Annotated in this window: 18 protein-coding genes; 4 read left to right on the top strand and 14 right to left on the bottom strand. The window is 74.9% G+C overall.

Going from position 1 to position 20,995, the window contains the following annotated elements; translation table 11 throughout:
• Positions 1-121 precede the first annotated feature (121 nt).
• A complete protein-coding gene (locus ACIBQ8_RS05550; RefSeq protein ID WP_397191236.1) occupies positions 122-1,291 on the top strand; it encodes a glycoside hydrolase family 26 protein in 1,170 nt (389 codons plus the stop codon).
• Here the strand turns inward: ACIBQ8_RS05550 and ACIBQ8_RS05545 are convergent.
• From ACIBQ8_RS05545 to ACIBQ8_RS05505, 9 genes are all read right to left on the bottom strand, one after another.
• The gene (locus tag ACIBQ8_RS05545) at positions 1,237-2,409 is read right to left on the bottom strand and encodes a glycosyltransferase (protein WP_397191235.1); all 1,173 of its coding nucleotides are present in this window, start codon (positions 2,407-2,409) and stop codon (positions 1,237-1,239) included. The two genes, ACIBQ8_RS05550 and ACIBQ8_RS05545, sit on opposite strands and share 55 nt — an antisense overlap.
• Positions 2,406-3,524 carry a GNAT family N-acetyltransferase gene (locus tag ACIBQ8_RS05540; protein WP_397191234.1) on the bottom strand — a complete coding sequence of 373 codons (1,119 nt, stop codon included), beginning with the start codon at positions 3,522-3,524 and terminating at the stop codon, positions 2,406-2,408. Before ACIBQ8_RS05540 ends, ACIBQ8_RS05545 begins: the two co-directional genes overlap by 4 nt.
• Positions 3,521-4,135, bottom strand: coding sequence for a hypothetical protein (locus tag ACIBQ8_RS05535; RefSeq protein ID WP_397191233.1), 615 nt, complete (start codon positions 4,133-4,135; stop codon positions 3,521-3,523). Before ACIBQ8_RS05535 ends, ACIBQ8_RS05540 begins: the two co-directional genes overlap by 4 nt.
• Complete coding sequence (locus ACIBQ8_RS05530; RefSeq protein ID WP_397191232.1) at positions 4,132-5,232, bottom strand: glycosyltransferase; 1,101 nt, start codon at positions 5,230-5,232, stop codon at positions 4,132-4,134. The genes ACIBQ8_RS05535 and ACIBQ8_RS05530 overlap by 4 nt, the downstream gene beginning before the upstream one ends.
• Entirely contained in the window at positions 5,229-5,942 is a 714-nt protein-coding gene (locus tag ACIBQ8_RS05525) for a polysaccharide deacetylase family protein (protein ID WP_397191231.1), read from the bottom strand. Before ACIBQ8_RS05525 ends, ACIBQ8_RS05530 begins: the two co-directional genes overlap by 4 nt.
• Positions 5,939-7,273 (bottom strand): lipid II flippase MurJ, encoded by a 1,335-nt coding sequence (locus ACIBQ8_RS05520; RefSeq protein WP_397191230.1) that lies wholly within the window; start codon positions 7,271-7,273, stop codon positions 5,939-5,941. The genes ACIBQ8_RS05525 and ACIBQ8_RS05520 overlap by 4 nt, the downstream gene beginning before the upstream one ends.
• Positions 7,267-8,571, bottom strand: coding sequence for an O-antigen ligase family protein (locus tag ACIBQ8_RS05515; RefSeq protein WP_397191229.1), 1,305 nt, complete (start codon positions 8,569-8,571; stop codon positions 7,267-7,269). The genes ACIBQ8_RS05520 and ACIBQ8_RS05515 overlap by 7 nt, the downstream gene beginning before the upstream one ends.
• The gene (locus ACIBQ8_RS05510) at positions 8,553-9,935 is read right to left on the bottom strand and encodes an exopolysaccharide biosynthesis polyprenyl glycosylphosphotransferase (RefSeq protein WP_397191228.1); all 1,383 of its coding nucleotides are present in this window, start codon (positions 9,933-9,935) and stop codon (positions 8,553-8,555) included. Before ACIBQ8_RS05510 ends, ACIBQ8_RS05515 begins: the two co-directional genes overlap by 19 nt.
• Positions 9,936-10,463: 528 nt before the next feature.
• Complete coding sequence (locus ACIBQ8_RS05505) at positions 10,464-11,075, bottom strand: TetR/AcrR family transcriptional regulator (protein WP_397191227.1); 612 nt, start codon at positions 11,073-11,075, stop codon at positions 10,464-10,466.
• Positions 11,076-11,148: 73 nt separating this feature from the next.
• Here ACIBQ8_RS05505 and ACIBQ8_RS05500 point away from each other — a divergent pair, with 73 nt between their 5' ends.
• The 3 genes from ACIBQ8_RS05500 (at position 11,149) to ACIBQ8_RS05490 (ending at position 14,367) form a co-directional block, all read left to right on the top strand.
• A complete protein-coding gene (locus ACIBQ8_RS05500) occupies positions 11,149-12,369 on the top strand; it encodes a glycosyltransferase (RefSeq protein WP_397191226.1) in 1,221 nt (406 codons plus the stop codon).
• Positions 12,370-12,622: 253 nt separating this feature from the next.
• Positions 12,623-13,441, top strand: coding sequence for an SDR family NAD(P)-dependent oxidoreductase (locus ACIBQ8_RS05495; protein ID WP_397177665.1), 819 nt, complete (start codon positions 12,623-12,625; stop codon positions 13,439-13,441).
• A 101-nt stretch (positions 13,442-13,542) separates the two neighbouring features.
• Entirely contained in the window at positions 13,543-14,367 is an 825-nt protein-coding gene (locus ACIBQ8_RS05490) for a GNAT family N-acetyltransferase (RefSeq protein WP_397191225.1), read from the top strand.
• Here ACIBQ8_RS05490 and ACIBQ8_RS05485 read toward each other — a convergent pair.
• The 5 genes from ACIBQ8_RS05485 to ACIBQ8_RS05465 form a co-directional block, all read right to left on the bottom strand.
• On the bottom strand, positions 14,313-14,987 hold the full coding sequence (locus tag ACIBQ8_RS05485) for an ABC transporter ATP-binding protein (RefSeq protein WP_397191224.1): 675 nt from the start codon (positions 14,985-14,987) through the stop codon (positions 14,313-14,315). The two genes, ACIBQ8_RS05490 and ACIBQ8_RS05485, sit on opposite strands and share 55 nt — an antisense overlap.
• Positions 14,987-16,786 (bottom strand): dipeptide/oligopeptide/nickel ABC transporter permease/ATP-binding protein, encoded by a 1,800-nt coding sequence (locus tag ACIBQ8_RS05480; RefSeq protein ID WP_397191223.1) that lies wholly within the window; start codon positions 16,784-16,786, stop codon positions 14,987-14,989. The genes ACIBQ8_RS05485 and ACIBQ8_RS05480 overlap by 1 nt, the downstream gene beginning before the upstream one ends.
• Positions 16,786-17,715: an ABC transporter permease gene (locus ACIBQ8_RS05475; RefSeq protein ID WP_397191222.1), complete on the bottom strand. Its 930-nt coding sequence runs from the start codon at positions 17,713-17,715 to the stop codon at positions 16,786-16,788. Before ACIBQ8_RS05475 ends, ACIBQ8_RS05480 begins: the two co-directional genes overlap by 1 nt.
• The gene (locus tag ACIBQ8_RS05470; protein WP_397191221.1) at positions 17,716-19,293 is read right to left on the bottom strand and encodes an ABC transporter substrate-binding protein; all 1,578 of its coding nucleotides are present in this window, start codon (positions 19,291-19,293) and stop codon (positions 17,716-17,718) included. It lies immediately after the preceding gene.
• Between the two features lie 96 nt (positions 19,294-19,389).
• Positions 19,390-20,973 carry a PucR family transcriptional regulator gene (locus ACIBQ8_RS05465; protein WP_397177655.1) on the bottom strand — a complete coding sequence of 528 codons (1,584 nt, stop codon included), beginning with the start codon at positions 20,971-20,973 and terminating at the stop codon, positions 19,390-19,392.
• Positions 20,974-20,995: the final 22 nt, after the last annotated feature.

Here is a 20,995-nt window from a genome sequence, read left to right as displayed (position 1 = left end):
TACGGCCCCCCGGCGGCGTGCGGCCCCGGCGTCCGCGGCGATCACTTTGCAGTGGCTTGATCACGATCGTTCTCTCTCCGGGTACGTGAGCTGATACACCCTGTAAGGGAGGGGGCGGGCGATGACCGTGAGGATGGCATGGGTCTGCGCGCTGCTGGCCGTGGTCGCCGCGGTGATCCCGCCGGCGCTGAGCGCGAAGCGCGCCAAGCAGCAGCCGTCCGCCGGGGCCCGCGCCGACCTGTCGTCCGTGCCGTTCGGGGTGTTCCTCGCCTCCGACTGGCGCGGGCCGCACCTGCTGGGCGCGTTCGAGTCGTGGCTGGGCGCGGAGGTCCGGGTGGGCCGGACGTACGTGCCGGGCGAGGCGTGGAACGCCCTGGGCGGGCCGGACTTCGTGCTGCAGCCGTGGATGCGGTGGCGGGCGGCCAAGCCGGGGCGCATGCTCGTGCTCAACGTGCCGATGGTCATGCCGAACGAGGGCGGCCTGCCGGACGAGGCGGTCGCGGTGCTGCTGAACGCCGGCGCGGACGGCGCGTTCGACCCGTACTTCGACCGGCTGGCCCGGACGCTGGTGGCCGGGCGCGCGCCGGACACGGTGATCGTCCCGGGCTGGGAGATGAACGGCCTGACCTACTCCAGCCGCTGCTCGGCCGACCCGGAGGCGTGGCAGGCGTACTGGCGGCGGATCGTCACCGTGATGCGGGCGGTGCCCGGGCAGCGGTTCCGCTTCGACTTCAGCCCCAACCGGGGCCCGGACGCCATCGGCTGGACCGAGTGCTACCCCGGTGACGACGTGGTCGACATCATCGGCATGGACAGCTACGACCAGGGCCCCGGCAACCGGTTCGCCGACTACGTCGACCAGCCGTACGGGCTGGAGGCGCAGGCCGACTTCGCCGCCGCGCACCGCAAGCCGATCTCCTTCCCCGAGTGGGGCCTGTTCCGGTACGGGGACCGGCCGGAGTTCGTGCGCGACATGCTCGACTGGATCGCCCGGCACGACGTGGCCTACCACTCGATCGTGGACTACTGCCCGCACGGCGTCTGGCAGTGCCCGGCCAACCCGCGGTCGTCGCGGGTCTTCCGGCAGCTCATGCACGACCCCGGCTTCCGGCGCGGCCCGTCGGCGCCGCCGACCTCCCCGCCCGCCACGTCCCCCGCCCCGACGTCCCCGCCCGCGCCCTCCCCTGAGCCGGGCGGGAGCGGGCCCGAGCCGGGCGGGAGCGCTTCGCCGCCGGCTCAGCCGCGCCCGGCCGTCACCTCCGCGCCCGTGGCGGCACCGGCCGCTGGCTGACCCGGCCGGGCCAGGCGCAGCGTGTGCGCCGCCAGCCGGTCGAGGGTGACGCCGAGGTCGAACTCGGCCGCCCGCGACGGCGCCGCCCGTTCCTCCGCCAGCCGCACGGCCGGATCGGCCAGCCGGGCCACGATCGCCGCGGCCAGCGCCCGCGGGTCCTGCGGCTCGACCAGCGCCCCGGTGGCCGGGGTGACCACCTCCGTCAGGCCTGGGACGGCGGCCGCCACCACGGACCGCCCGCAGGCCATGGCCTCCAGCACGGTCAGCGGCAGCCCTTCCCAGCGGGAGGGCAGCACGACCAGGTCGGCGGCGGCGTACCAGGACCGCGGATCGGCGCTGGCCCCCGGCATGAGGACGCCGGGCGGCGCCTCGCGGCGCAGGCGGGCGGCGTCGTCCCCGTCGCCGACGAGTGCCAGGCGGGCGTCCGGCACCCGAGCCGCGACCTGCGGCCACGATTCCACCAGCAGGTCCTGGCCCTTCTGCCGGGTGACCCGGCCGACGCAGACGACCAGCGGCCCGCGCGGAGGCAGGCCGAGGCCCCGGCGGGCGGCGACGCGCTCGTCCGGCGTGGCGGGACGGAACCGGGCCAGGTCCACGCCGTTGCGGACGACGGCCAGCGGGCCCCCCACGCCCGCGTCCCCGGCCTGCCGGTGCTCCCCCTGGCCGACGCAGAGCACCAGATGCGTCCACCGGGTGGCGGCACGCTCCCAGGAGGCGGCCGCGGCGGCCAGCGCACCCCCGCCGGCCAGCCAGGACCAGCCGTGCGGCTGGAACAGCGTCGGCACGCGGCCACGCAACACCGCCCGGCCGACCAGCCCGGCCTTGGAGGAGTGCAGATGCACCACGTCGGGACGGAACCGGCGCACGATGCGGCCGAGGACGGCGGCGGCGGCCAGATCCGCCGGATGCGGCGCCCGTACGGCGGGCCAGGGCAGCCGCGGCAGCCCGAGGGCGGCCAGCCGCTCGCCGAGCGGCCCGCGCGGCGGCGCGGCGACGGCGACCGTCCAGCCCCGCCGGCGCTGGTCGGCGCAGGCGCTCTCGACGTAGGCCGCCACGCCGCCCTCGGTGGGCTGGGTGACGTGCAGCACGCGCGGGGCGTGCGGGATGAAGGTCGTCATCGCGGCCTGCGCAGGGCCCGGTCGAGCGCCGCCCAGCGGCCGCGGAGCGTCCGGCCGCCCACCCGGGCGCGGGCGGCGAGGGCGTAGAGCGTCGCGGCCGGCGTCCTGGCCAGCAGGAGCCGGTTGCTGACCGCCGGCCGGCCGCCCCACTTGGTCTTGTGGGACTCGGCTCCGCGCAGCAGCGACATCGTCGGCCGGCCCAGCCGGTGCGCGAGGCCGAGGTCGGTGCGCAGCAGCAGGGTCACGACGTCCAGCCGGCCCCGCAGGTCGGGATGGGTGCCGTAGAGGTAGCCGCCGACGAAGTCCTTGCCCACGACCAGCAGGTCCACCGCGACGACCCGGCCGTCCAGGTGGTATTCGGTCAGCTTCGCCTGCCGGTCGGCCACCAGCCGCCGGGCGGCCCGCGCCAGGTGGGCGTGGAAGCGCGGCCGGGTGTGCTCGACGTTGATGCCGCGGCCCTGCCACTGGAGGGCGTGCAGGTCGAGCAGGCGCGCGACGGCGTTCTCGGCCTCGGCGGCCGGCACGTCGCGGACCTGGATGGGGGCCTCGTCCACGCGTCTGAGCTCGCGGCGCAGCTTGGTGCCGTGCCTGCCGGGCAGCCCGGCGAGCAGTTCATGAAGGGGGACGCCGGGCAGTTCGACGCAGGTCGAGGCGGGCAGCCGCCAGGAGCGTCCAGGCCAGGCCGCCGCCAGCCGCTCGGCGTCGGCCCCGGGGCGTACCTCCGGCAGGTCGAGCACGTCCCATCCGGGCAGCTCGGCCAGGGCCCGGCCGAGAGCCGCCGGCAGGTCGGGGTCGCCGTCCTCGATCAGCACGTCCGTGTAGTCGGACTGGTCGCCGCCGAGCGGCCGCAGGACGCGCAGCCCCGCGCGGCGGACGGTCATGACGGGGGCGGCGGCCACCAGCCGTCCGCGCCGGCGCAGCAGCACCGCGTTCAGGCCCGGGTCGTCGCCGTAGGTCTCCCACCAGGACGACAGCCAGGCGTGCGACTGGAACGGCGTCGCCGCCGGGGAGCGGTCGTGCAGGCCGGCCCACTCCCCCGCCAGGGCGCGCAGGCGTTCCGCGCCGGTCACGACCTCGGTGGCCAGGTCCGGGGTTTGGCGGATCGCGGTGGTCATGCCGACGCCGTCTCGGCCGGCCGGCGCGCGGGCGGGACCCGCCGGTCGTCCGGCCGTCGCCCGGCGGGGGCCGCCAGCCACACCAGGGCGGCCAGCAGCAGGCCGGCGGCCGTGCTGACGGCGGTGGCGAGCAGGGGGCGGGGCGAGCTGGGCGTGGCGGGCGGCACGGCGGGCGCGAAGCTGGACAGCCGGACGCCGGTGTCGGCGCTGTGCCGGTTGGCGTAGGCGGTGAGCGCGGCCGTGGCGCTGTTGGCCCGCCGGGCGGCCTCGTCCGGGGTGGCGGCCAGGGCGGCCAGCCGGATCAGCGGCGCGTCCGGCGAGGCCGACGCCTGCAGCGTGGTCCGCAGCAGCTCGCCGTCGGCCAGGTAGGCGTCGCCGGTCCCGGCGAGCAGGCCGGGGTGGACGGTCACCCTGGCGTAGGCCTGCGCGAAGTCGGCCTCCTGGGTGGGCACGCCGGGCCGTACCGAGCTGACGACCGCGTAGGCGTCGGCGGTGTAGACGGGCTCCTGGGTCAGCGAGTACGCCAGCCCCGCCCCCATGCCGATCAGCGGGAGCGCGAGCAGGGACCAGGTGCGGAGCGCGCCGGCGGCGCGCTGGACCGGGTGAGTCATGACAGCCTTTCCTGGTGGCGCCTGGTGAGCAGGCGGTCGTAGAGGTCGTGCAGGCGCCGGGCTTGCCGGCGCACGTCGTAGCGGTCAAGGGCCGGAGGCGGCGGCAGGCGGGTGCGAGGTCCGGCGAGGAGCGCGGCCAGCTCGGCGGCCAGCCGGTCGGGCGGCACCCGGCGGGCGCCGGGCACCGTCCCGGGGGGCAGGTCGTCGATCGCCGGGCAGGCGCCGTACAGCACGGGCAGCCCGGCGGCGAGCGCCTCGACGACGGCCAGGCCGAACGTCTCCTCCTGCGAGGGGGCGGCCAGCACGTCCATGGCCGACAGCAGGGCGGGCACGTGCATGCTCTCCCCGGCGAAGACGACGCGCCGCCCGACGCCGAGCCGCTCGGCCAGCGAGCGCAGCCGGGATTGTTCCGGGCCTGCGCCGACGAGCAGCAGCACCGCGCCGTCCAGCCGCGGCAGCGCCTCGACGAGCAGATGGAAGTTCTTGCCCGCCACCAGGCGGCCGACCCCGCCGACGACGAACGACTCCGGCGGGATGCCCAGGCTCAGCCGGGCCCGGCTCGCGGCCCGCGGATCGTGGCGGAAGGCGGCCAGGTCCACGCCGTTGGGGATGGTGACGACGCGCGCCGGCGGCAGGCCCCAGCCGTGCAGCCGGTCGGCCACGGTGGGCGAGACGGCGACGACGGCGTCCGTCAGCCGGGCGCTCGCCCGGTACAGCGTGCGGACGGGCGCCGTGACCGGCCGTCCCTCGATGTGCCGGGCTCCCGCCGAGTGCTCGGTGCTGACGACGACCGGCACGGCGGCCAGCCGGGCGGCGAGCGGCGCGTAGACGCAGGCGCGGTACAGGTGGGCGTGCACGACCTGGTAGCGGCCGGCGCGCATGAGGCCGGTGAGCCGGGGCAGCGCCCGCAGGTCCCTGTTGCCGCCCATGCCGACGGCGCGCACGGGCGTGCCGGCGGCGCTGATGGCGTCGGCCAGGGCGCCGGGCCGGGTCAGGACGGCGACCTCGCTGGCGCAGTCCATGTGCGGCAGGAGCGTGCGCAGCTGCTGCTCGGCCCCGCCGGCGGCCAGCCCGGTGATGACGTGCAGGACCTTCATCGGGGCCGCCCCCAGCGCAGCCGGTGGCAGGCGGTCTTGGCCAGCAGCCGGGCGGCGGTGTCGCGGTCGCCGACGTAGCGGCGGGGCAGGGCGTGCGGCCCGGCGAGCCGGCCGGGGCGGACGGCGCAGGCGTGCTCGTAGCCGGCCTGCCGGACGGCGGCGATCTCGCGGGCGGTCAGCTCGCCGTAGGGGTAGGCGAAGCCGGTGACGGGGGCGCCGAGCACGTCCTGGAGCATGAGCTTGCTCGTGGTGAGCTCGTCGGCCAGCTCGCCGGGGCCGGCGGCCGGCAGGTGGAGGTGGCTGCGGGTGTGGGAACCGATCTCCATGCCGGCGGCGGCCACCCGGCGCAGCGTGCCGGCGTCCATCAGGGGGCGGGGGCTGACGCCGCGGTCCCAGGCGTTGTGGCCGCCGATCCGGCCGGCGACGACGTACACGGTCGCGGTGAAGCCGTATCCCGACAGCACCGGGACGACGTCGGTGGCGAAGTCGGCGTAGCCGTCGTCGAAGGTGAGCCCGACGAGCCCGCGCCGGTCGCCGGGATGGTTCAGCAGTTCGCGCACCGACACGCCGCGCAGCCCGCGCCGGGCGAGCCAGCGTATGTGCGCGGCGAAGCGCTCGGGGGTGACGACGATGTCGAAGGGGTCCTCGCCGCGCTCGGCGACGGAGTGGTACATCCAGATGAGCGGCAGCGCGCCGATGCGCGTGCTCATACGCGCTCTCCTTCCCTGACGGTCGTGGCGGCCCTCCGGAGCGGCGACAGGCCGAGGCGTTGGAGACCGGCCAGCATGAGCGCGGCGGTCACGGTGATCCCGGCGGCGTTGGCCAGCGCGATGCCGCCCTGCGCCATGCCGGGGACGAGCGCCGCGGCCAGCACCGCGGTGAGGGCCAGCCCGGCGGCCATCGCCAGGGCCGGGTACCACAGCCCGCGCCACCCTCCGGCGCAGAAGTAGGCCCGGCAGACCACGCCCACGACGGTGTGGCCCAGCAGGCCGATCGTGTAGAGCCGCAGGACGTGCTCGGTGGCGGTGGCGGCGGCGTCGTCGAAGGCGCCGCGGCGCAGCAGCACGCCCACGATCGCGGGCGCGAAGGCGACCAGCAGCGCGGCGGCGGTGACCGTGACGGCCGCCGCCGTCGCCAGGTCGCGGGCCAGCAGTCGCCAGGCCCGGCGGGTGTCGCCCGCGGCGATGCTGCGGGCCAGGTGCGGATAGGTGACGGTGGCCAGCATCAGCGAGACCACCATCGGCACCTGGGCGATCTTCTGGGCGTAGTTGAGATGGGAGATCGCGCCCGCGGGCAGGTCGGCGGCGAGCACCCGCTCGACCAGCACCTGGCCCTGCCGCAGCAGCGTGAAGGCGATGATGGGCAGCAGCGCGGCGACCGGCAGCACCAGGCGCCGGGGCAGCCGCCGGGGCAGGCCGACCCGCCGCAGGTACGCCGGCGCCTGCATGGCCACCATGAGGACGGCGCCGGCGGCGACGCCCCACGCGGCGGCCCGTACGCCGAGCGCGTCGTGCCAGAGCGCCAGGGAGCCGACGAGCGCCAGGTTGTAGGCCAGGCCGGTGGCGGCGGGCGGGCCGAAGACGTGGTGGGCACGCAGGGCCGCGCTGGCGTACCCGGCCAGCGCGAACGGCACGATGCAGCCGCAGCAGATCCGCCAGCACTGGACGGCCAGCCCGCCCTGGGGCAGCCCGGGGGCCAGCGCCGCCACCAGCCAGGGCGCGCCGGCCGCGGCGCAGACGGCGACGGCGGCCAGCGCGGCGGTCAGGGCGGGCAACGTCCGCTCCACCAGCGCCGCCCGCTGCCGTGCCCCGGCCGCCGTGCTGAACAGCGGGACCAGCCACAGGGCCATCGCCCCTTCGATGAGCAGCGGCGCCGCGGTCTCGGGCACGGTCCAGGCGACCAGGAAGGCGTCGGTGTCGGCGTTGGCGCCGAACAGCGCGGCCATCAGCAGGTCGCGGACGTAGCCGAGCGCCGAGCCGGCGCCGACGAGCATCGTGGTGAGGGCCGCGGCGCGCAGGTCGGCCGCGCCCCGGCTCAGCACGCGGGCCGCCGCGACGGGAGCGCGGCGGCGCCCGTCCAGCCTGTCGCCAGGCCGAGCATGACCGACATGACCAGGCTCGTCGCGCCGCCGATGTCGGCGTAGGCGAAGTCCACCGCCAGCCACGTCACGAAGCCCGCGGCGGCCAGCCCCGCCGGACCGGATCGGCCGGGCCGGGTCAGGGTGCGCACGAGGGCCCCGCCCACGAGCAGCGCGAACGCCGCCAGGCCGAGGAGCCCCTGCTCGCTGAGCACCAGCAGGTACATGTTGTGCGGGGACAGCAGCGGCTCGCGGCGGTATCCGCCGGCCGGGTCCTCGACGTCGCTGCCCGAGGACAGGGCCAGCGGCGCGTAGGTGTCCCGCCAGGCGGCGAACCCCTTGGGGCCGACGCCGGTGACCGGGTGGTCCCGCCACATGCCGGCCGCCGCCTGCCAGAGCTGGTACCGGTCGGCCACCGACCGGTCGGGCTGGTCCACCGAGGTGGTGATGGAGGCGGCGCGCTCGGCGATGACCCCGCCGGCGGGCCCGACCAGGAGCGTCAGGAGCCCGGCGGCGGCCACGGCGGCGATGGCGGCCCGCGCGGCCAGCCGCGCGCCGCGCAGCACGAGCATCACCGCGACGGCGCAGGCCACCGCGAGCCAGGTGCCGCGGCTGAGCGACATGACCAGCGGCGGGCACAGCGCCGTCGCCGCGACCAGGGCGGCGGCGCGCCGGGCCGGGCCGCCGGTGAGCGCGACCGCCAGGGCGATGATCAGCCCGAAGCTGACCACGCCGGCCAGCGCCATGACCTCGCCGGCGCCGAACGTGCCGACCGCCCGGATCGGCAGGCCGGCGTAGGAGGCGCCGCTGCCCGTGAGCGCCTGCCAGCAGCCGAGCCCGGCCTGGACGATCGACACGGCCGCGACGGCCCCGCCCACCAGCAGCAGGTCGGACCGCTGCCGCACCGCCACCGTCACGGCGACCGGGACCAGGACGAACACCTGGAGGAACCGGGCCAGGCCGGGCAGCGTCAGCAGGAAGTCGGGCGCCGCGAGCGCGGCCGCCGTCGCCGCGAGCGCCGCGGGCGCGGCCAGCAGCGCCCACCGGCCGGGCCGCGCGCCGCCGCGCGCCAGGCTCACCGCGACGGACGCCAGCAGCGCCAGCGACATCAGGTCGGCGACCCGCGGCTGGACGACGTCGGCGGCGCGCGGTCCGTCGGGCACGCACACCGCGATCACGGTCAGCGCGGCCCACAGGCTGGGACGGGCCGGCAGGCGGCACAGGGACGGCAGGAACGCCCTGATCACGATCGTCCCGGCCACAGCAGGCAACCGACCGTCCGGATCATGATCTTGATGTCGCGGCGCAGGGACCAGGTGTCGATGTAGTGGTTGTCCAGCCGCGCCCGGTCCTCGATCGAGGTGTCGCCGCGCAGGCCGTGCGTCTGGGCCCAGCCGGTGAGGCCGACGGGCAGCCGGTGGCGTCGCCCGTAGTGGTGGTCGCCGCGGGAGAACAGCTCCACGAAGTGCGGCCGCTCGGGCCGGGGGCCGACCAGGCTCATGTCGCCGCGCAGCACGTTCCACAGCTGCGGCAGCTCGTCCAGGGAGCAGGAGCGCAGCAGCCGCGCCGCGCGGGTCAGGCGGGGGTCGTCGTCGATGCTCCAGCGGGTGTCGGACTCGCCGGCGCGCAGCGGGGCGAACGTGCGGAGCTTGATGATCTCGATGGGCGTCCCGGCCATCCCTACCCGGACCTGGCGGAACAGCACGCCGGGCCCTCCCTGCCCGCGCAGCAGCAGCATGCAGGCGGCCAGCACCGGCGCGCTGACGACCAGCCCGGCCGCCGCCAGCACGACGTCCAGGGCGCGCTTGAGCGGCCAGGACGCGCGCCGCTGCGGCAACGGCCGCATGCGCAACATCGGGAACCCCCGGACGTGCTCGCCGGCGGGGACGAAGTCGACCAGCACGCCGCCGGGTTGCGGCGCCAGGTACACCGGGTACCCCGCCTGCCGGGCCTGTTGCGCGAGCCGGTGGGTCTGCTCCTCGCCGCCCGGCGGCGGGGCCAGGACGACCACGCGGGCCCGGTGCCGGCGGGCCATGGTGAGCAGGGTCTCCGGATCGTCCACGATGGGCGCGTACGGGGCCTGGCCCAGCACGTCGCAGGCGCCGCCGACGGGCAGCAGGCCGTACTCGGTGTGCCGCAGCAGGGTCAGCGCGAGGTTCCTGGCGTGCGCGCCGGACCCGGCGACCAGCGTGGGCACGCGGGCGCCGCGGCGGCGGGCCTGGCGCAGCACCGCGCAGACCAGCCCCCGCCCCACCAGCGTCAGCCCGAGGTAGACGGCGACGATCCGGGCCGACTCGCCCGTCCAGACGGCCAGCGTCGTCTGGTGGTCGAGGGCGGCGACGGTCAGCGCCCCGGCGATGGCGGCGGCGCATCCGCCGCGCCACATCCATCCGTCCATCACGGACGGCGACAGCCGGATCCGGTACGTGCCGCCCGCCAGGTTCAGCAGCACGAGCAGCCCCGCCGCCAGGCCGGCGAGCAGCGCGCCGTACCCGGCGTCGAGCACGGGCGCGGCCAGCGCGGCGGCGTCCACGCTCGCGTCGGCGAGGGAGCAGATGGTCCAGCAGGTCACCGGACGCCGCCGGCCGGGGGCGTGGCGGGGAGCGCCTCGCTGCGACAGCGGCATGCCCTTTGACGGGGAGTGCGGGAAGGGTTCCTCTTCCCGAAGGGGTGTGACCATATCTGCTCCACTGCGGAAAACAACGGCGATCAATTCAGAGCGTGATATCCACGAACAGGGGGTGGATATGCCTGTCTTGCTTATCGCGAAAATTCGCTCATCTTTGGCCTCCATTCTGATAATCGCCCCGATTCGCGGGCAGCGACCAACTTACTTGGAGGGTTCACGGGTACGGCCGTGCGGACGGGATGGCGTCCCACAAAGATTGCGAATTTTCGGGTGTCGCGAAGCTCCGCTATTTGTCCCGGTTCGCCGTTCAGGTAGCGATGAAGATCTTTGCCGGGCCATGGCGGCGGTATGACGCCGCAGGACGTCGTGGGAGATCAGCCGGGGGCCGGGGCTCGCCGCCCGGCGCCGGCTGTCAAGCCGCGAACGGCGGACATAGTCTGAATTGGCATTATCGCCGCACCCGCTGAACCGGGCGATGGAGACATTCCGTCCGTCGATTTCCGGACGTTTTCGCGGCCGGTACGGCTAACCCCGGCCGAACAGCCGTCCGAGCTGGTGGTCGACGATCGCCTCGGCGTCCTCGGCGCTGTAGTGGCCGATGAGGACGGGGTTCACCAGCCCTTGGGCGAGGGCGAACAGCATGTCGGCCTCCTTGGCCGCGTCGACGTCGGCGGCCACCTGCCCGGCCGCCTGGGCCGCCCTGAGCTGACCGGCGTAGAAGTCGAGGACGATCGGCAGGCCCGCGCGCAGCAACTCGGCCAGCGGCTCGCTCACCACGGAACGGGCGAGGAAGGCCAGCCCGACGCGCGCCTCGAAGCGGCGCTCGTCGTCGAGGGGCAGGAGTGCCAGGAGCGCCACGCGCAGCAGGCCGAACGGGGTGCCGTCATGCGCGGCGGCGGCGACCCGGGCGCTGATCCGGGTGTTGAGGTGCTGCAGGGCCAGCGTGAGCATCTCGTCCTTGCCGGCGAAGTAGTGCTGCACCGCGCCCATGGACATGCCGGCCTCGGCCGCGACCTCGCGCAGGCTGACACTGTGCATGCCCTTGGCGTCGATGACGCGGTGCACGGCGTCGGCGATGTGCCGCCGGCGGGTCTCGTGGTCGACGATCTTCGGCATCGGTTCCCAGGTTTTTGTCATGCGGTCGCATTGTGAAGCGCGGGCCCGCCGTTTACCATGCGAGTGCATGATAAACGGCGGGCGGGGAGAGCTCATGCGCGTACTGATCGTCGGCGTGGGCACGCGGGGGGACGTGGCCCCGTACACGGGGCTGGGCGTGCGGCTGCGGGACGCCGGGCACGAGGTCGCGATCGCCTGCCACCGGCCGCACGCCGCCCTGGTGACCGGCGCGGGCCTGGAACACCGCGACATCCCGGGCGACCCGCTGCCCCTGCTGCCCGCGGGCAAGGGCGGCGCGCGGGTCTCCCCCTCCGCGAAGCTCGCCATGTTCGCCGAGTACGCCGGGCAGGTCTCCGACGGCATCGTGCGGGCCGCGGCGGCGGGGGCCGACGTCCTGCTGCTCAACGTGGCCGCCTCCGCCGGAGAGCACGTGGCCGAGGCGATGGGCCTGCCGAGCATGGGCGTGCACCTGCAGCCGGTGGCGCCGACGGGGGACTTCCCGCCGGTCATGAGCGTCCTGCGCCGCTCGCTCGGCCGGTGGGGCAACCGGACGGCGGCCCGGCTGCTCTTCGCCGTGCCCTCGCCCGCGCACGCCGGGTCGGCCAAGGCGTTACGGGCCCGGCTCGGGCTGCCGCCGATCAGCTCGCGGGAGGCGTACCGGCGGCGGGAGGCCGCCCGGTGGCCGGTCCTTCACGGGTTCAGCCCGGCGGTGCTGCCCCGGCCCGCCGACTGGCGGGACGGGCTGGAGGTGACGGGCTACTGGTGGCCGGCGCGTCCGGCCGGATGGCGGCCCGACGCCCGGCTGAGCGACTTCCTGGCCGCGGGCCCTGCTCCGGTGTTCGTCGGCCTCGGCAGCCAGGCGGGCCCGCGCGCCGAGCACTACACCGACCTGGCCCTTCGCGCCCTGCGGCGGGCCGGGCTGCGCGGCGTGCTGCAGACGGGCGTGCCCGGGGCGCTGGACGACGACGCGCTCGGCGTCGGGGACGTGCCGCACGACTGGCTGTTCCCGCGCATGGCCGCCGTCGCCCACCACTGCGGCAGCGGGACCACGGGCGCCGGGCTGCGCGCGGGCGTGCCCGCCGTCGGCCTGCCCGCGCTGAACGACCAGCCGTTGTGGGCGTCCCGGCTCGCCGCGCTCGGGGTGGGCCCGGCCGCCGTCCCCTTCCGCAGGCTGTCTCCCGAACGGCTCGCCGACGCCCTGCGCGCCGCCGTGAGCGAGCCTTCGTACCGGCGGCGGGCCGCGGAACTGTCGGAGCGGATCGGGGCGGAGGACGGGAGCGCGGCCGTGATGGCGGCCGTGGGCAGGCTGGCGTGACCATGGCCTAGACGACCGGGCTGTCGGTGACACGAGGACACCCTCCTGGAGACCTGTCTGGAGGTCACCCCGCCCGACGTCGCCGTCCCCCGGCGAGCGCGGTCCGCTCCGGCGCGGCGACCTGTACACGACGACGGCTGGAACCCGCCCCGGCCTGCTTCAACTGCCTCTGCAGCCGCGAGGGCCGTTTCCGCAGCCAGCCCGACGGCCGCTAATGTTCCGCAAACGGAACCTGTTGGCGAGGAGGAGCCACATGACGTCCCAGGAAGACACGGCCGCCCACGGCCGGACCGTGAGCGCGGGGTCCGCCGGTACGGAGGCGCCCCTGGCCGGGCAGGTGGCCATCGTCACGGGCGGCTCGGCGGGGCTCGGCCGGGCCATCGCGCAGGGTCTGGCCTCGGCCGGCTGCACGGTGGTGCCGGCCGGCCGGCGGTTGTCGGCGTGCCGGGAGGCGGCGGCCGAGATCACCGCCGCGACCGGCGTCGCCGCCTCGGGCATGGCCTGCGACGTCACCGACGAGGAGCAGGTCCAGGCTCTCGTGCGGGACGTCGTCGCCGCGCACGGCCGCCTGGACGTGCTCGTCACCAGCGCCGGCATCCAGGCCCGCGGCGAACTGGACGCCCTCGACGCCGCCACGCTGCGCCGCTGCCTCGACGTCAACGTCGTCGGCACCTTCCTCGCCTGCCAGGCCGCCGTGCCGGTGATGCGCGAAGCCGGGTACGGCCGCATCGTCACCCTGGCCAGCGCTCTCGGGCTCGTCGGCGCCGCGGGCCGGGCGGGCTACGCGGCCAGCAAGGGCGCGGTCGTCCAGCTCACCCGCAGCCTGGCCGTCGAGCTCGCGGGCACCGGCATCTGCGTCAACGCCCTGGCCCCCGGCCCGTTCCGCACCCCGCTGAACGAGGGCGTCGAGGACGACCCGCACGTGCGGGAGTTCCTCGACCACCAGGTCCCCATGCGGCGCTGGGCCGACCCGGGCGAGCTCGTCGGCGCGGCGGTCCTGCTGGCCGGTCCGGCGGCCTCCTACCTCACCGGCGCCGTGCTGCCGGTCGACGGAGGCTGGACCGCCCACTGAAAGGCGTCCGGCCGCTGTCTGATCCCACGAAGCCCCGGGTGCTCTTTGGTGTCCCGCACGATTCGGTCCCGCCGCACGGTGCCGTAGCGTCACCGTGACACTTGAGCATTCGGAGGGCCGGCACGTTGATCGCGATCAGGGAACTCCATGGGATCGCGGAGTTCGAGCAGGTCAGTGAACTGTTCGACGGGATCTGGCACTTCGACCCGGACGGCCGGCCGATCACGGTCGAGCTGATGCGGGCGATGTCGCACGCGGGCAACTACGTGGCCGGCGCCTACGACGACGCGGGCCGCCTGGTGGGCGCCTCCGTCGGCTTCTTCGGGGCCGGCAACACGCTGCACTCCCACATCACCGGCGCGACCGGCGGCCACGGCATCGGCTTCGAGCTGAAGCTGCACCAGCGCCGCTGGGCCCTGGAGCGCGGCATCGACCGCATCACCTGGACCTACGATCCGCTGGTGCGCAGGAACGCCCACTTCAACCTGGCCAAGCTGGGCGCCCGCCCCGAGGAGTACCTGCCGAGCTTCTACGGCGTCATGACCGACGCCATCAACCAGGGCAGCGACTCCGACCGCGTGCTGGCCTCATGGTCGTTGTCGGCGCCGCACGTGGCGGCCCTCGTACGGGGCGAGCCCGCCCGGCGGCCCCTCCCGGCGGACGCCGCGATCGTGCTGGCCGACGAGGACGGACGGCCGGTGACGCGCGACAGCGACGCCGCCACCCTGCTCGTGGCCCTGCCGGAGGACATCGAGGCGCTGCGCGTCACGGACCCCGGGGCCGCCAAGGCGTGGCGGCTGGCCGTCCGGGAGGTCCTGGGCGGCCTGCTCGTGGAAGGCGGCGTGGTGACCGCCTTCCACGACAAGGCGTTCTACGTGGTGGAGCGGCCCAGCCGGGGCACGGCCTCCAGCAGCGACCGGGTGTAGTCGTGGGCGGGGGCGCCGACCACTTCCTCGGTCGGCCCCAGCTCCACGATGCGCCCCTGGTGCAGCACCGCGACCACGTCGGAGACGTAGCGCACCACGGCCAGGTTGTGCGAGATGAACAACATCGACAGGCCCAGCTCGTCGCGGAGCCTGCGCACGAGGTTCAGCACCGAGCCCTGGACGGACACGTCCAGGGCGCTGGTGATCTCGTCGGCGACCAGCAGGTCGGGCTCGGCGCCCAGCGCCCTGGCGATGGCCACGCGCTGACGCATGCCGCCTGACAGCTCGCGCGGGTAGCGCGTGGCCACCTCGGGCGGCAGGGAGACCAGCGACAGCAGCCGCTCGACCGAGCCCTTGCCGCAGCCCTCGGCGATGGACGCCCCGACCCTCATCCGGGGGTCGAGCGAGGCGTAGGGGTCCTGGAAGACCATCTGGACGCGGCTGGCGCCGGTGATGGTGCCGGTGTGCGGCACCAGGCCGCTCACCGCCCTGGCCACCGACGACTTGCCCGACCCCGACTCGCCGACGAGCCCGACGATGGACCCGCTCGGCACCTCCAGGGTGATGTCGTCGACGGCGGTGAACGAGCCGAACCGCACGGTCAGGTTCTCGATGATCATCAGACCTCCCAGCAGGCGACCTGGTGCGCCTTGCCGTACGACGTCAAAGGGGGACGCTCGCCGGCGCAGCGGGCCGTGGCCAGCGCGCAGCGGGCGGCGAAGGCGCAGCCGTCGCCCACGTCGGAGGGGGCGGGCTGGCGGCCGGGGATGCTGGCCAGCGGCAGCGACCGGTCGGTGTCCATGTCGGGCAGCGAGTCGATGAGCGCCCGCGTGTAGGGGTGCGCGGCGCCGTCGGCCAGCAGTTCGACCGGGAGCTGCTCGACGACGCGGCCGGCGTACATGACGACGACCACGTCGCACAGCTCGCCGACGACGGCGATGTCGTGGGAGATGAACAGGGCCGCCGCGCCGGTCTCGTCGGTGACCTCGCGCAGCAGCTTGAGGATCTGCCGCTGCACCGTCACGTCGAGCGCGGTGGTGGGCTCGTCGGCGATGAGCAGCCTGGGGGCGCCCATGAGGCCCATGGCGATGACGGCGCGCTGCCGCATGCCGCCGGACAGCTCGTGCGGGTGCCGGCGCGCCACCCGTTCGGGCGCGGGCAGGTGGACGTGGCCGAGCCGGTCGACGGCGCGCCGGTGGGCCTCGGCCTTGCCGGCGCCCTGGTGCACGATCGCGACCTCGGCGAGCTGGCCGCCGACCTTCAGCGCGGGGTTGAGCGAGGCCATCGGGTCCTGGAAGACCATGGCGAGCGCGGTTCCGAGTTCCTTGGGCGACATCTCGGAGATCTCCTGGCCGGCCAGCGCCAGCCTGCCCGCCGTCACCACGCCCGGGTACGGCACCAGCCCGCCGATCGCGGCGGCGGTGAGGCTCTTGCCGCTGCCCGACTCCCCGACCAGCCCGGCGATCTGCCCAGGGGCGACGGTCAGCGACACCTCGCGGACCGGCGTGACGCCGCCGGGGAAGGTCACCGTCAGGTCCTTGACCTCCAGCACCGCCTCGGGGTCCGGCTCGCCGGGGGCGGGCGGCGCGGCCGGCCTGGCCTCGCGCGTGTGCACGGCGGTGCGGGAGGCGGCCTTGGCCAGGGCGTCCCCCAGCAGGTTGAAGCCGATGCCGGCCAGCGCGACCGCCAGGGCGGGCCCCAGCGCCACCTCGGGCGTGACGTAGATGCGGCCGAACCCGTCGAACAGCAGCCGTCCCCAGTCGAAGGCGGGCGGCTGCACGCCGAGGCCCAGGAACGACATCCCGGCCAGGCCCAGCAGCGCGCCGCCGAGCGCCTGGGTGAGGTTGAGGATGAGCGGCTCGGCGATGTTGGGCAGCACGTGCCTGGTCAGGACGCGTATGCGCGGCACGCCGAGCATCCGGGCGGCCGCGACGTAGTCGGCGCCCGCGACGGTCGCGGCCAGCGTCTGGGTGAGCCGGGCGAAGCCCGGGGCGATGGCCACGCCGATGCCGAGCACCGCGCCCTTGGCCCCCAGCCCGGCGACCACCGCGGTGAACATGGCCAGCAGCAGGCCGGGGAAGGCGACCAGCGCGTTGACGGCGCCGGTGACGAAACGGGCGCCGCGCGGCGGCAGCACCGAGGGCAGCGCGCCGAGCACGGTGCCGATGACCGCGCCGAAGAGCGTGGCCGCCAGCGCCAGCAGGAGGGAGAACCGGCCCGCGACCAGGACCCTGGCCAGCAGGTCGCGTCCCAGGTTGTCGGTGCCGAGCGGATGGGCGGCCGAGGAGCCCTGCAGGATGGCGCCGGCGTCGATCTTCTCCGCCGCCGCGCCCCAGATCGGCGGCCCGACGACGGCCAGGACCACCATGAGCGTGACCAGCACGGCTCCGGCGACGGCGGCCGGGGTGCGCAAACGCATCAGTTTTCCTTGATCTTGGAGGTGGGGTCGAGCGCGCCCAGGATCAGATCGACGGCGAGGTTCACGACGAGCACGATCGCGCCGTAGACGAGGATGACGCCCTGGGCGACGGGATAGTCCTTCTGCGTGATCGACTCGACGATCTTCAGGCCGAGCCCCGGCCAGGCGAAGACGTACTCCACCAGCACGCTGCCGGCGATCAGCGAGGTGAGCAGCAGCCCGCCCACGGTCAGCGTCGCGGTCAGCGTGTTGGGCAGCACGTGCCGCAGGTGCAGGCGGGCGGCGGGCAGCCGTTTCGACCGGGCCAGCCGCACGTAGTCGGTGGCGAGCTCGCGCAGGGTCTCCACCCGGGAGATGCGGGCGATCATCGCGATCGGGCCGATCGCCAGCGCGGCCACCGGCAGGACGTACGACATCACCCCCTCCTTGCCGGCCGGCGGGAACAGGCCGAGCCCGATCGACAGGACCGCCACCAGCGCGATGGAGTAGAGGAACTCCGGGACGGCGACGGCGGTGCCGGTGACCGAGCTGAAGGTGATCTCGGTGCCCCGGTTCCGGCCGTTCTCCGTGCGGATGGCCGCCCACATGCCGAGCGGCACGGCCAGCAGCAGCGCCACCACGGTGGCCAGCAGCGCCAGGCCCAGCGTGTTGGGCAGCCGGGCGGCGATGACGTCGCCGACCGGCTCGCCCGTCAGGAACGAGGTGCCGAAGTCGCCGGTGAGGATGTGCCCGACGTAGGCGGCGAACTGCTCGGGCAGCGACTTGTCCAGCCCGAGCAGCTGCTTGCGGGCGTTGATCAGCTCGATCGGCGCGGCCGGGCCGAGCGAGGCCCGCACCGGGTCGCCGGGGATGAGATGGATCATCGCGAACGACGCCACGAGCAGCACCGCCAGCGACACGACGAAGCGCACGAGGCGCCGTACGGTCACTCAGCCTCCCTGGGTGAGGCGGATCGTCGAGGGCAGGAACAGGCCGGCCATCGTCCGGAAGGTGGCGCCCTTGGTGGCGGTCAGCGTGTTCATCTCCACCACGGGCACCAGGTCGGCGTTGTCGAACAGGGCCGACTCCGACGCCTCCCACTTGGCGCAGCCCTCGGGGCCGGTCAGCTTGGCGGCCTCGGCAACCAGCCGCTCGTACTCGGCGTTCTTCAGGTGGGCGAAGTTGGCGCCCTTGGGGGCGGCGGGGCCGGACAGGAAGCCGACCAGCTGCGAGGGCAGCGTGACGCCGATGGGCAGCCACACGACGTCCCAGTCCTGGGTGGCGTTGAGCGACTCCGACAGCTTGGTGTCGATGACGCCGTTGAGCTTCACGTCGACGCCGATCTTCTTCCACGCCGCCGCCATGTACTCGGCGGCGGCCACGATGCCGGGGCCCTTGGTGGTGGCGTACATGACGCGCAGGGAGAGCTTCTTGCCGTCCTTCTCCCTGATGCCGTCGGCCCCGGCCTTCCAGCCGGCCGCGTCCAGGGCGGCGGTGGCGGCCGCCGTGTCGAAGGCGGGCACGTGACCGGTGACGGTGTCGCCCTGGCACGGGCGGGGCGGCGCCACGAGCCCGGTGGCCGGCTTGCCGGTGCCGCCCGAGGCGATGCCGCCCAGCTCCTTCAGGTCGAGCGCCTGGGTCAGCGCCTTGCGGACGGCGGGATCGTGGCCGGGCCTGTCCTCGCCCTGGTGGTAGAAGAACTGGCCGTTGCCCTGCACCTCGATGATCTTGCCGAGGGCGGGGTTGGCCTCCAGCCGGGTGCGGTCGGGGCCGAAGAAGGTGGCGGCGTTGAGCGAGCCGGCCAGCAGCAGGTTGGCCGCCGTCTGCTCGTTCGGCACCACCTTGAGGACGAGCGTCTCGGGGATGTCCTTGGCGGTGCCGCCCTCCGGGCCCCAGGTGTACTCCCGGCGCGCCTTGAACGTGTAGTGGTCGCCGGGGACGGCCTCGGTGAGCTGGTACGGGCCGGTCCCGGAGGTGGCCCGCGCGATGAGCGAACGGTCCTTGACGGCCTTGCCGCAGACGATGAACAGCAGCCGTGAGCTCTCCAGGATGAAGCTGAACGGCTCGGGCGTCGACAGCGTCACGGTGCCGGCGGACTCGTCGGCCTCGGCCTTCATGCCGGCCGGTACGAGCACCCCGTAGATGGGCGACTTGACGGCGGGGTCGGCGATGTGGTTGATGTTCTCGGCGACGTCGGCCGGGGTGAGCTTGGAGCCGTCGGAGCAGGTGACGTTCTTGCGCAGGGTGAAGGTCACCCTGTCGGGCTTGACGTCCCACTTCTCGGCCAGGGCGGGCACGGTCTTGCCGTCCGCCGAGACGGACACCAGGGTGTCGTAGGCCACCGACAGGACCTCGTTGGTGACCGAGAGCACGCCCGTGGCGGGGTCGAGCACCCCGGGGTCCGCGCTGATGGCGGCGGTGAACGTGCCGCCCGTGACAGGCTTGCCCGTGCTGCCCGCCGTACCTCCGCCGCTGCCGCACGCGGCCGCTAGCAGGGCCAACGCGGTGAGCACCGCTGTCTTCTTCATGGCGACTCCAGGAGAGCGTGGGGTGGTGACCCACATTCGTCCCTCTCGGCCCGTCCTTCTTCGTCGCCCTTCACAAAAAGCGCGGACGACCTCGTGCTAGCGCCCGAAGATCCGCATCTGCAGCATCACCGTGAGTCGCGCGTCGGGATCGGACAGGTCGAGCCCGCTGATCTCGGTGAGCCGCTTGAGCCGGTAGCGGAAGGTGTTGGCGTGCACGTGGACCTTCGCGCAGGCGGCGTTGACGTCGCCGAACGCGTCGAGATACGCCCGCAGGGTGGCCACCAGCTCGCTGCCGTGCTCGGCGTCGTGCGCGAGCAGCCGCTCGTACGGGCCGGTGGGCACCTGCTCCTCGGCGGCGACCACGTCGGAGACCTGGAGCAGCAGCGACTCGAAGTGCACGGCCGTGTAGCCGGCGACCTGACCGGCCAGGCCGCGGGCGCGCAGCACGCGCAGCGCCCGATCGGCGTCGGCGCGGGCCCGCGCGACCTGGGAGAGGTTGGCGGCCAGCCGGCCGACCCCGATGTTGGCCGCGTGCCGCGGCCCGACCCTGGCCAGGAACGACTCGGCGACGCGCACGGCCCGCGTCTCCTCGTCGCCGCCCGAGCTCAGCGGCAGGACGGCGTAGGCCACCGAGCCGATCATCGCGGCGGCCGCCTTGGGATGGATCGCGCCGACGTGCAGCGCCAGGGCGTCGCAGAAGCGTTGCCGGTCGCTCTCGGCGCGCGCCGGGTCGGCCGCGTCGCCGTCGGCGAGCTGGGCGGCGAGCACGCACAGGCGCTCGGTGGCGATGCCGAGCCGGCCCGCGGCGTCGGCCGCGTCTGAACCGCCGGCCAGGACCGTGGACAGCAGGTCGGCGCGCAGCCGCCGCTGGGTGTCGGCGCCGGCGCGCTCGCGCAGCAGCTGCAGCGCGACGATCTTGGCCGCGTCGGCCAGGGCGCGCTCGCGCTGCGGCGTGAGCGGCTCGCGCACGGCGACCCAGATGGAGCCGAGGATCTCGTCGCCGATCCGGACGGCCACGGCCGCCCGGTTGATGCTGTCGCCGTCGAGCTCGATGTAGATCGGCTCGCGGCTCTGGTAGAGCTTCTTGAAGAAGCCGCGCTCGTCGAGCATGCGCTGGAACCGCTCGGGCACCTGGCGGCCGAGCACGGTCTCGACCCGGCCGGGGTCGGCTTCGTCCTGCCTGCCGGAGAAGGCCAGGACGCGGGTCGAGCGGTCTTCGATGGTGACGGGCGCGTCGAGCAGCGCGCAGACGGCGTTGGCCAGCGCGAACAGGTCGCCCTGCGGCCCCTTCTCCGGCATGGCCAGGTCGCCCTCGGCCAGCAGGGAGCGCAGCAGCGCGGCGACCTGCGACCAGGACGCGGCCCTGGTCAGCCCGAGCACGGCGACGCCGGTCTCCAGGACCTTGCTGCGCACCTGCTCGTCGACGTCGACCGGCAGCTTGACGACGATGCCGCTGGCCTCGCGGGCGGCGTCGAGCAGGGCGCAGATGGCGGTGGCGCCCTGCACGCCGACGGCCAGCAGCAGCCCGCCCGGCGGCACGTAGAGCTCGTCGAGCGGGTCGTAGATGTGCACCCCGGTGACCTCGGTGTCGAGGTCACCGGGTGAGGCGGCCACGTCGAGGACCGTGCTGCCGAGATCGAACAGGATCCGCTCAAGGCTGGCGCGCGGACGGCTGTTCATCCGCTCACGATAGTCGACGTAG

It is taken from the genome of Nonomuraea sp. NPDC049646 (assembly GCF_044465525.1).
Lineage (GTDB): Bacteria > Actinomycetota > Actinomycetes > Streptosporangiales > Streptosporangiaceae > Nonomuraea.
Note: the sequence above shows the minus strand (reverse complement) of the source record. Positions and strands in the feature narration are given on the sequence as shown.

Bases quoted from the DNA above. Each gene is read 5' to 3' on its own strand.
- ACIBQ8_RS05550 (WP_397191236.1), top strand. From the start codon at position 122: ATGACCGTGAGGATGGCATGGGTCTGCGCGCTGCTGGCCGTGGTCGCC.
- ACIBQ8_RS05545 (WP_397191235.1), bottom strand. From the start codon at position 2,409: ATGACGACCTTCATCCCGCACGCCCCGCGCGTGCTGCACGTCACCCAG.
- ACIBQ8_RS05540 (WP_397191234.1), bottom strand. From the start codon at position 3,524: ATGACCACCGCGATCCGCCAAACCCCGGACCTGGCCACCGAGGTCGTG.
- ACIBQ8_RS05535 (WP_397191233.1), bottom strand. From the start codon at position 4,135: ATGACTCACCCGGTCCAGCGCGCCGCCGGCGCGCTCCGCACCTGGTCC.
- ACIBQ8_RS05530 (WP_397191232.1), bottom strand. From the start codon at position 5,232: ATGAAGGTCCTGCACGTCATCACCGGGCTGGCCGCCGGCGGGGCCGAG.
- ACIBQ8_RS05525 (WP_397191231.1), bottom strand. From the start codon at position 5,942: ATGAGCACGCGCATCGGCGCGCTGCCGCTCATCTGGATGTACCACTCC.
- ACIBQ8_RS05510 (WP_397191228.1), bottom strand. From the start codon at position 9,935: ATGCCGCTGTCGCAGCGAGGCGCTCCCCGCCACGCCCCCGGCCGGCGG.
- ACIBQ8_RS05505 (WP_397191227.1), bottom strand. From the start codon at position 11,075: ATGACAAAAACCTGGGAACCGATGCCGAAGATCGTCGACCACGAGACC.
- ACIBQ8_RS05500 (WP_397191226.1), top strand. From the start codon at position 11,149: ATGCGCGTACTGATCGTCGGCGTGGGCACGCGGGGGGACGTGGCCCCG.
- ACIBQ8_RS05495 (WP_397177665.1), top strand. From the start codon at position 12,623: ATGACGTCCCAGGAAGACACGGCCGCCCACGGCCGGACCGTGAGCGCG.
- ACIBQ8_RS05485 (WP_397191224.1), bottom strand. From the start codon at position 14,987: ATGATCATCGAGAACCTGACCGTGCGGTTCGGCTCGTTCACCGCCGTC.
- ACIBQ8_RS05480 (WP_397191223.1), bottom strand. From the start codon at position 16,786: ATGCGTTTGCGCACCCCGGCCGCCGTCGCCGGAGCCGTGCTGGTCACG.
- ACIBQ8_RS05470 (WP_397191221.1), bottom strand. From the start codon at position 19,293: ATGAAGAAGACAGCGGTGCTCACCGCGTTGGCCCTGCTAGCGGCCGCG.
- ACIBQ8_RS05465 (WP_397177655.1), bottom strand. From the start codon at position 20,973: ATGAACAGCCGTCCGCGCGCCAGCCTTGAGCGGATCCTGTTCGATCTC.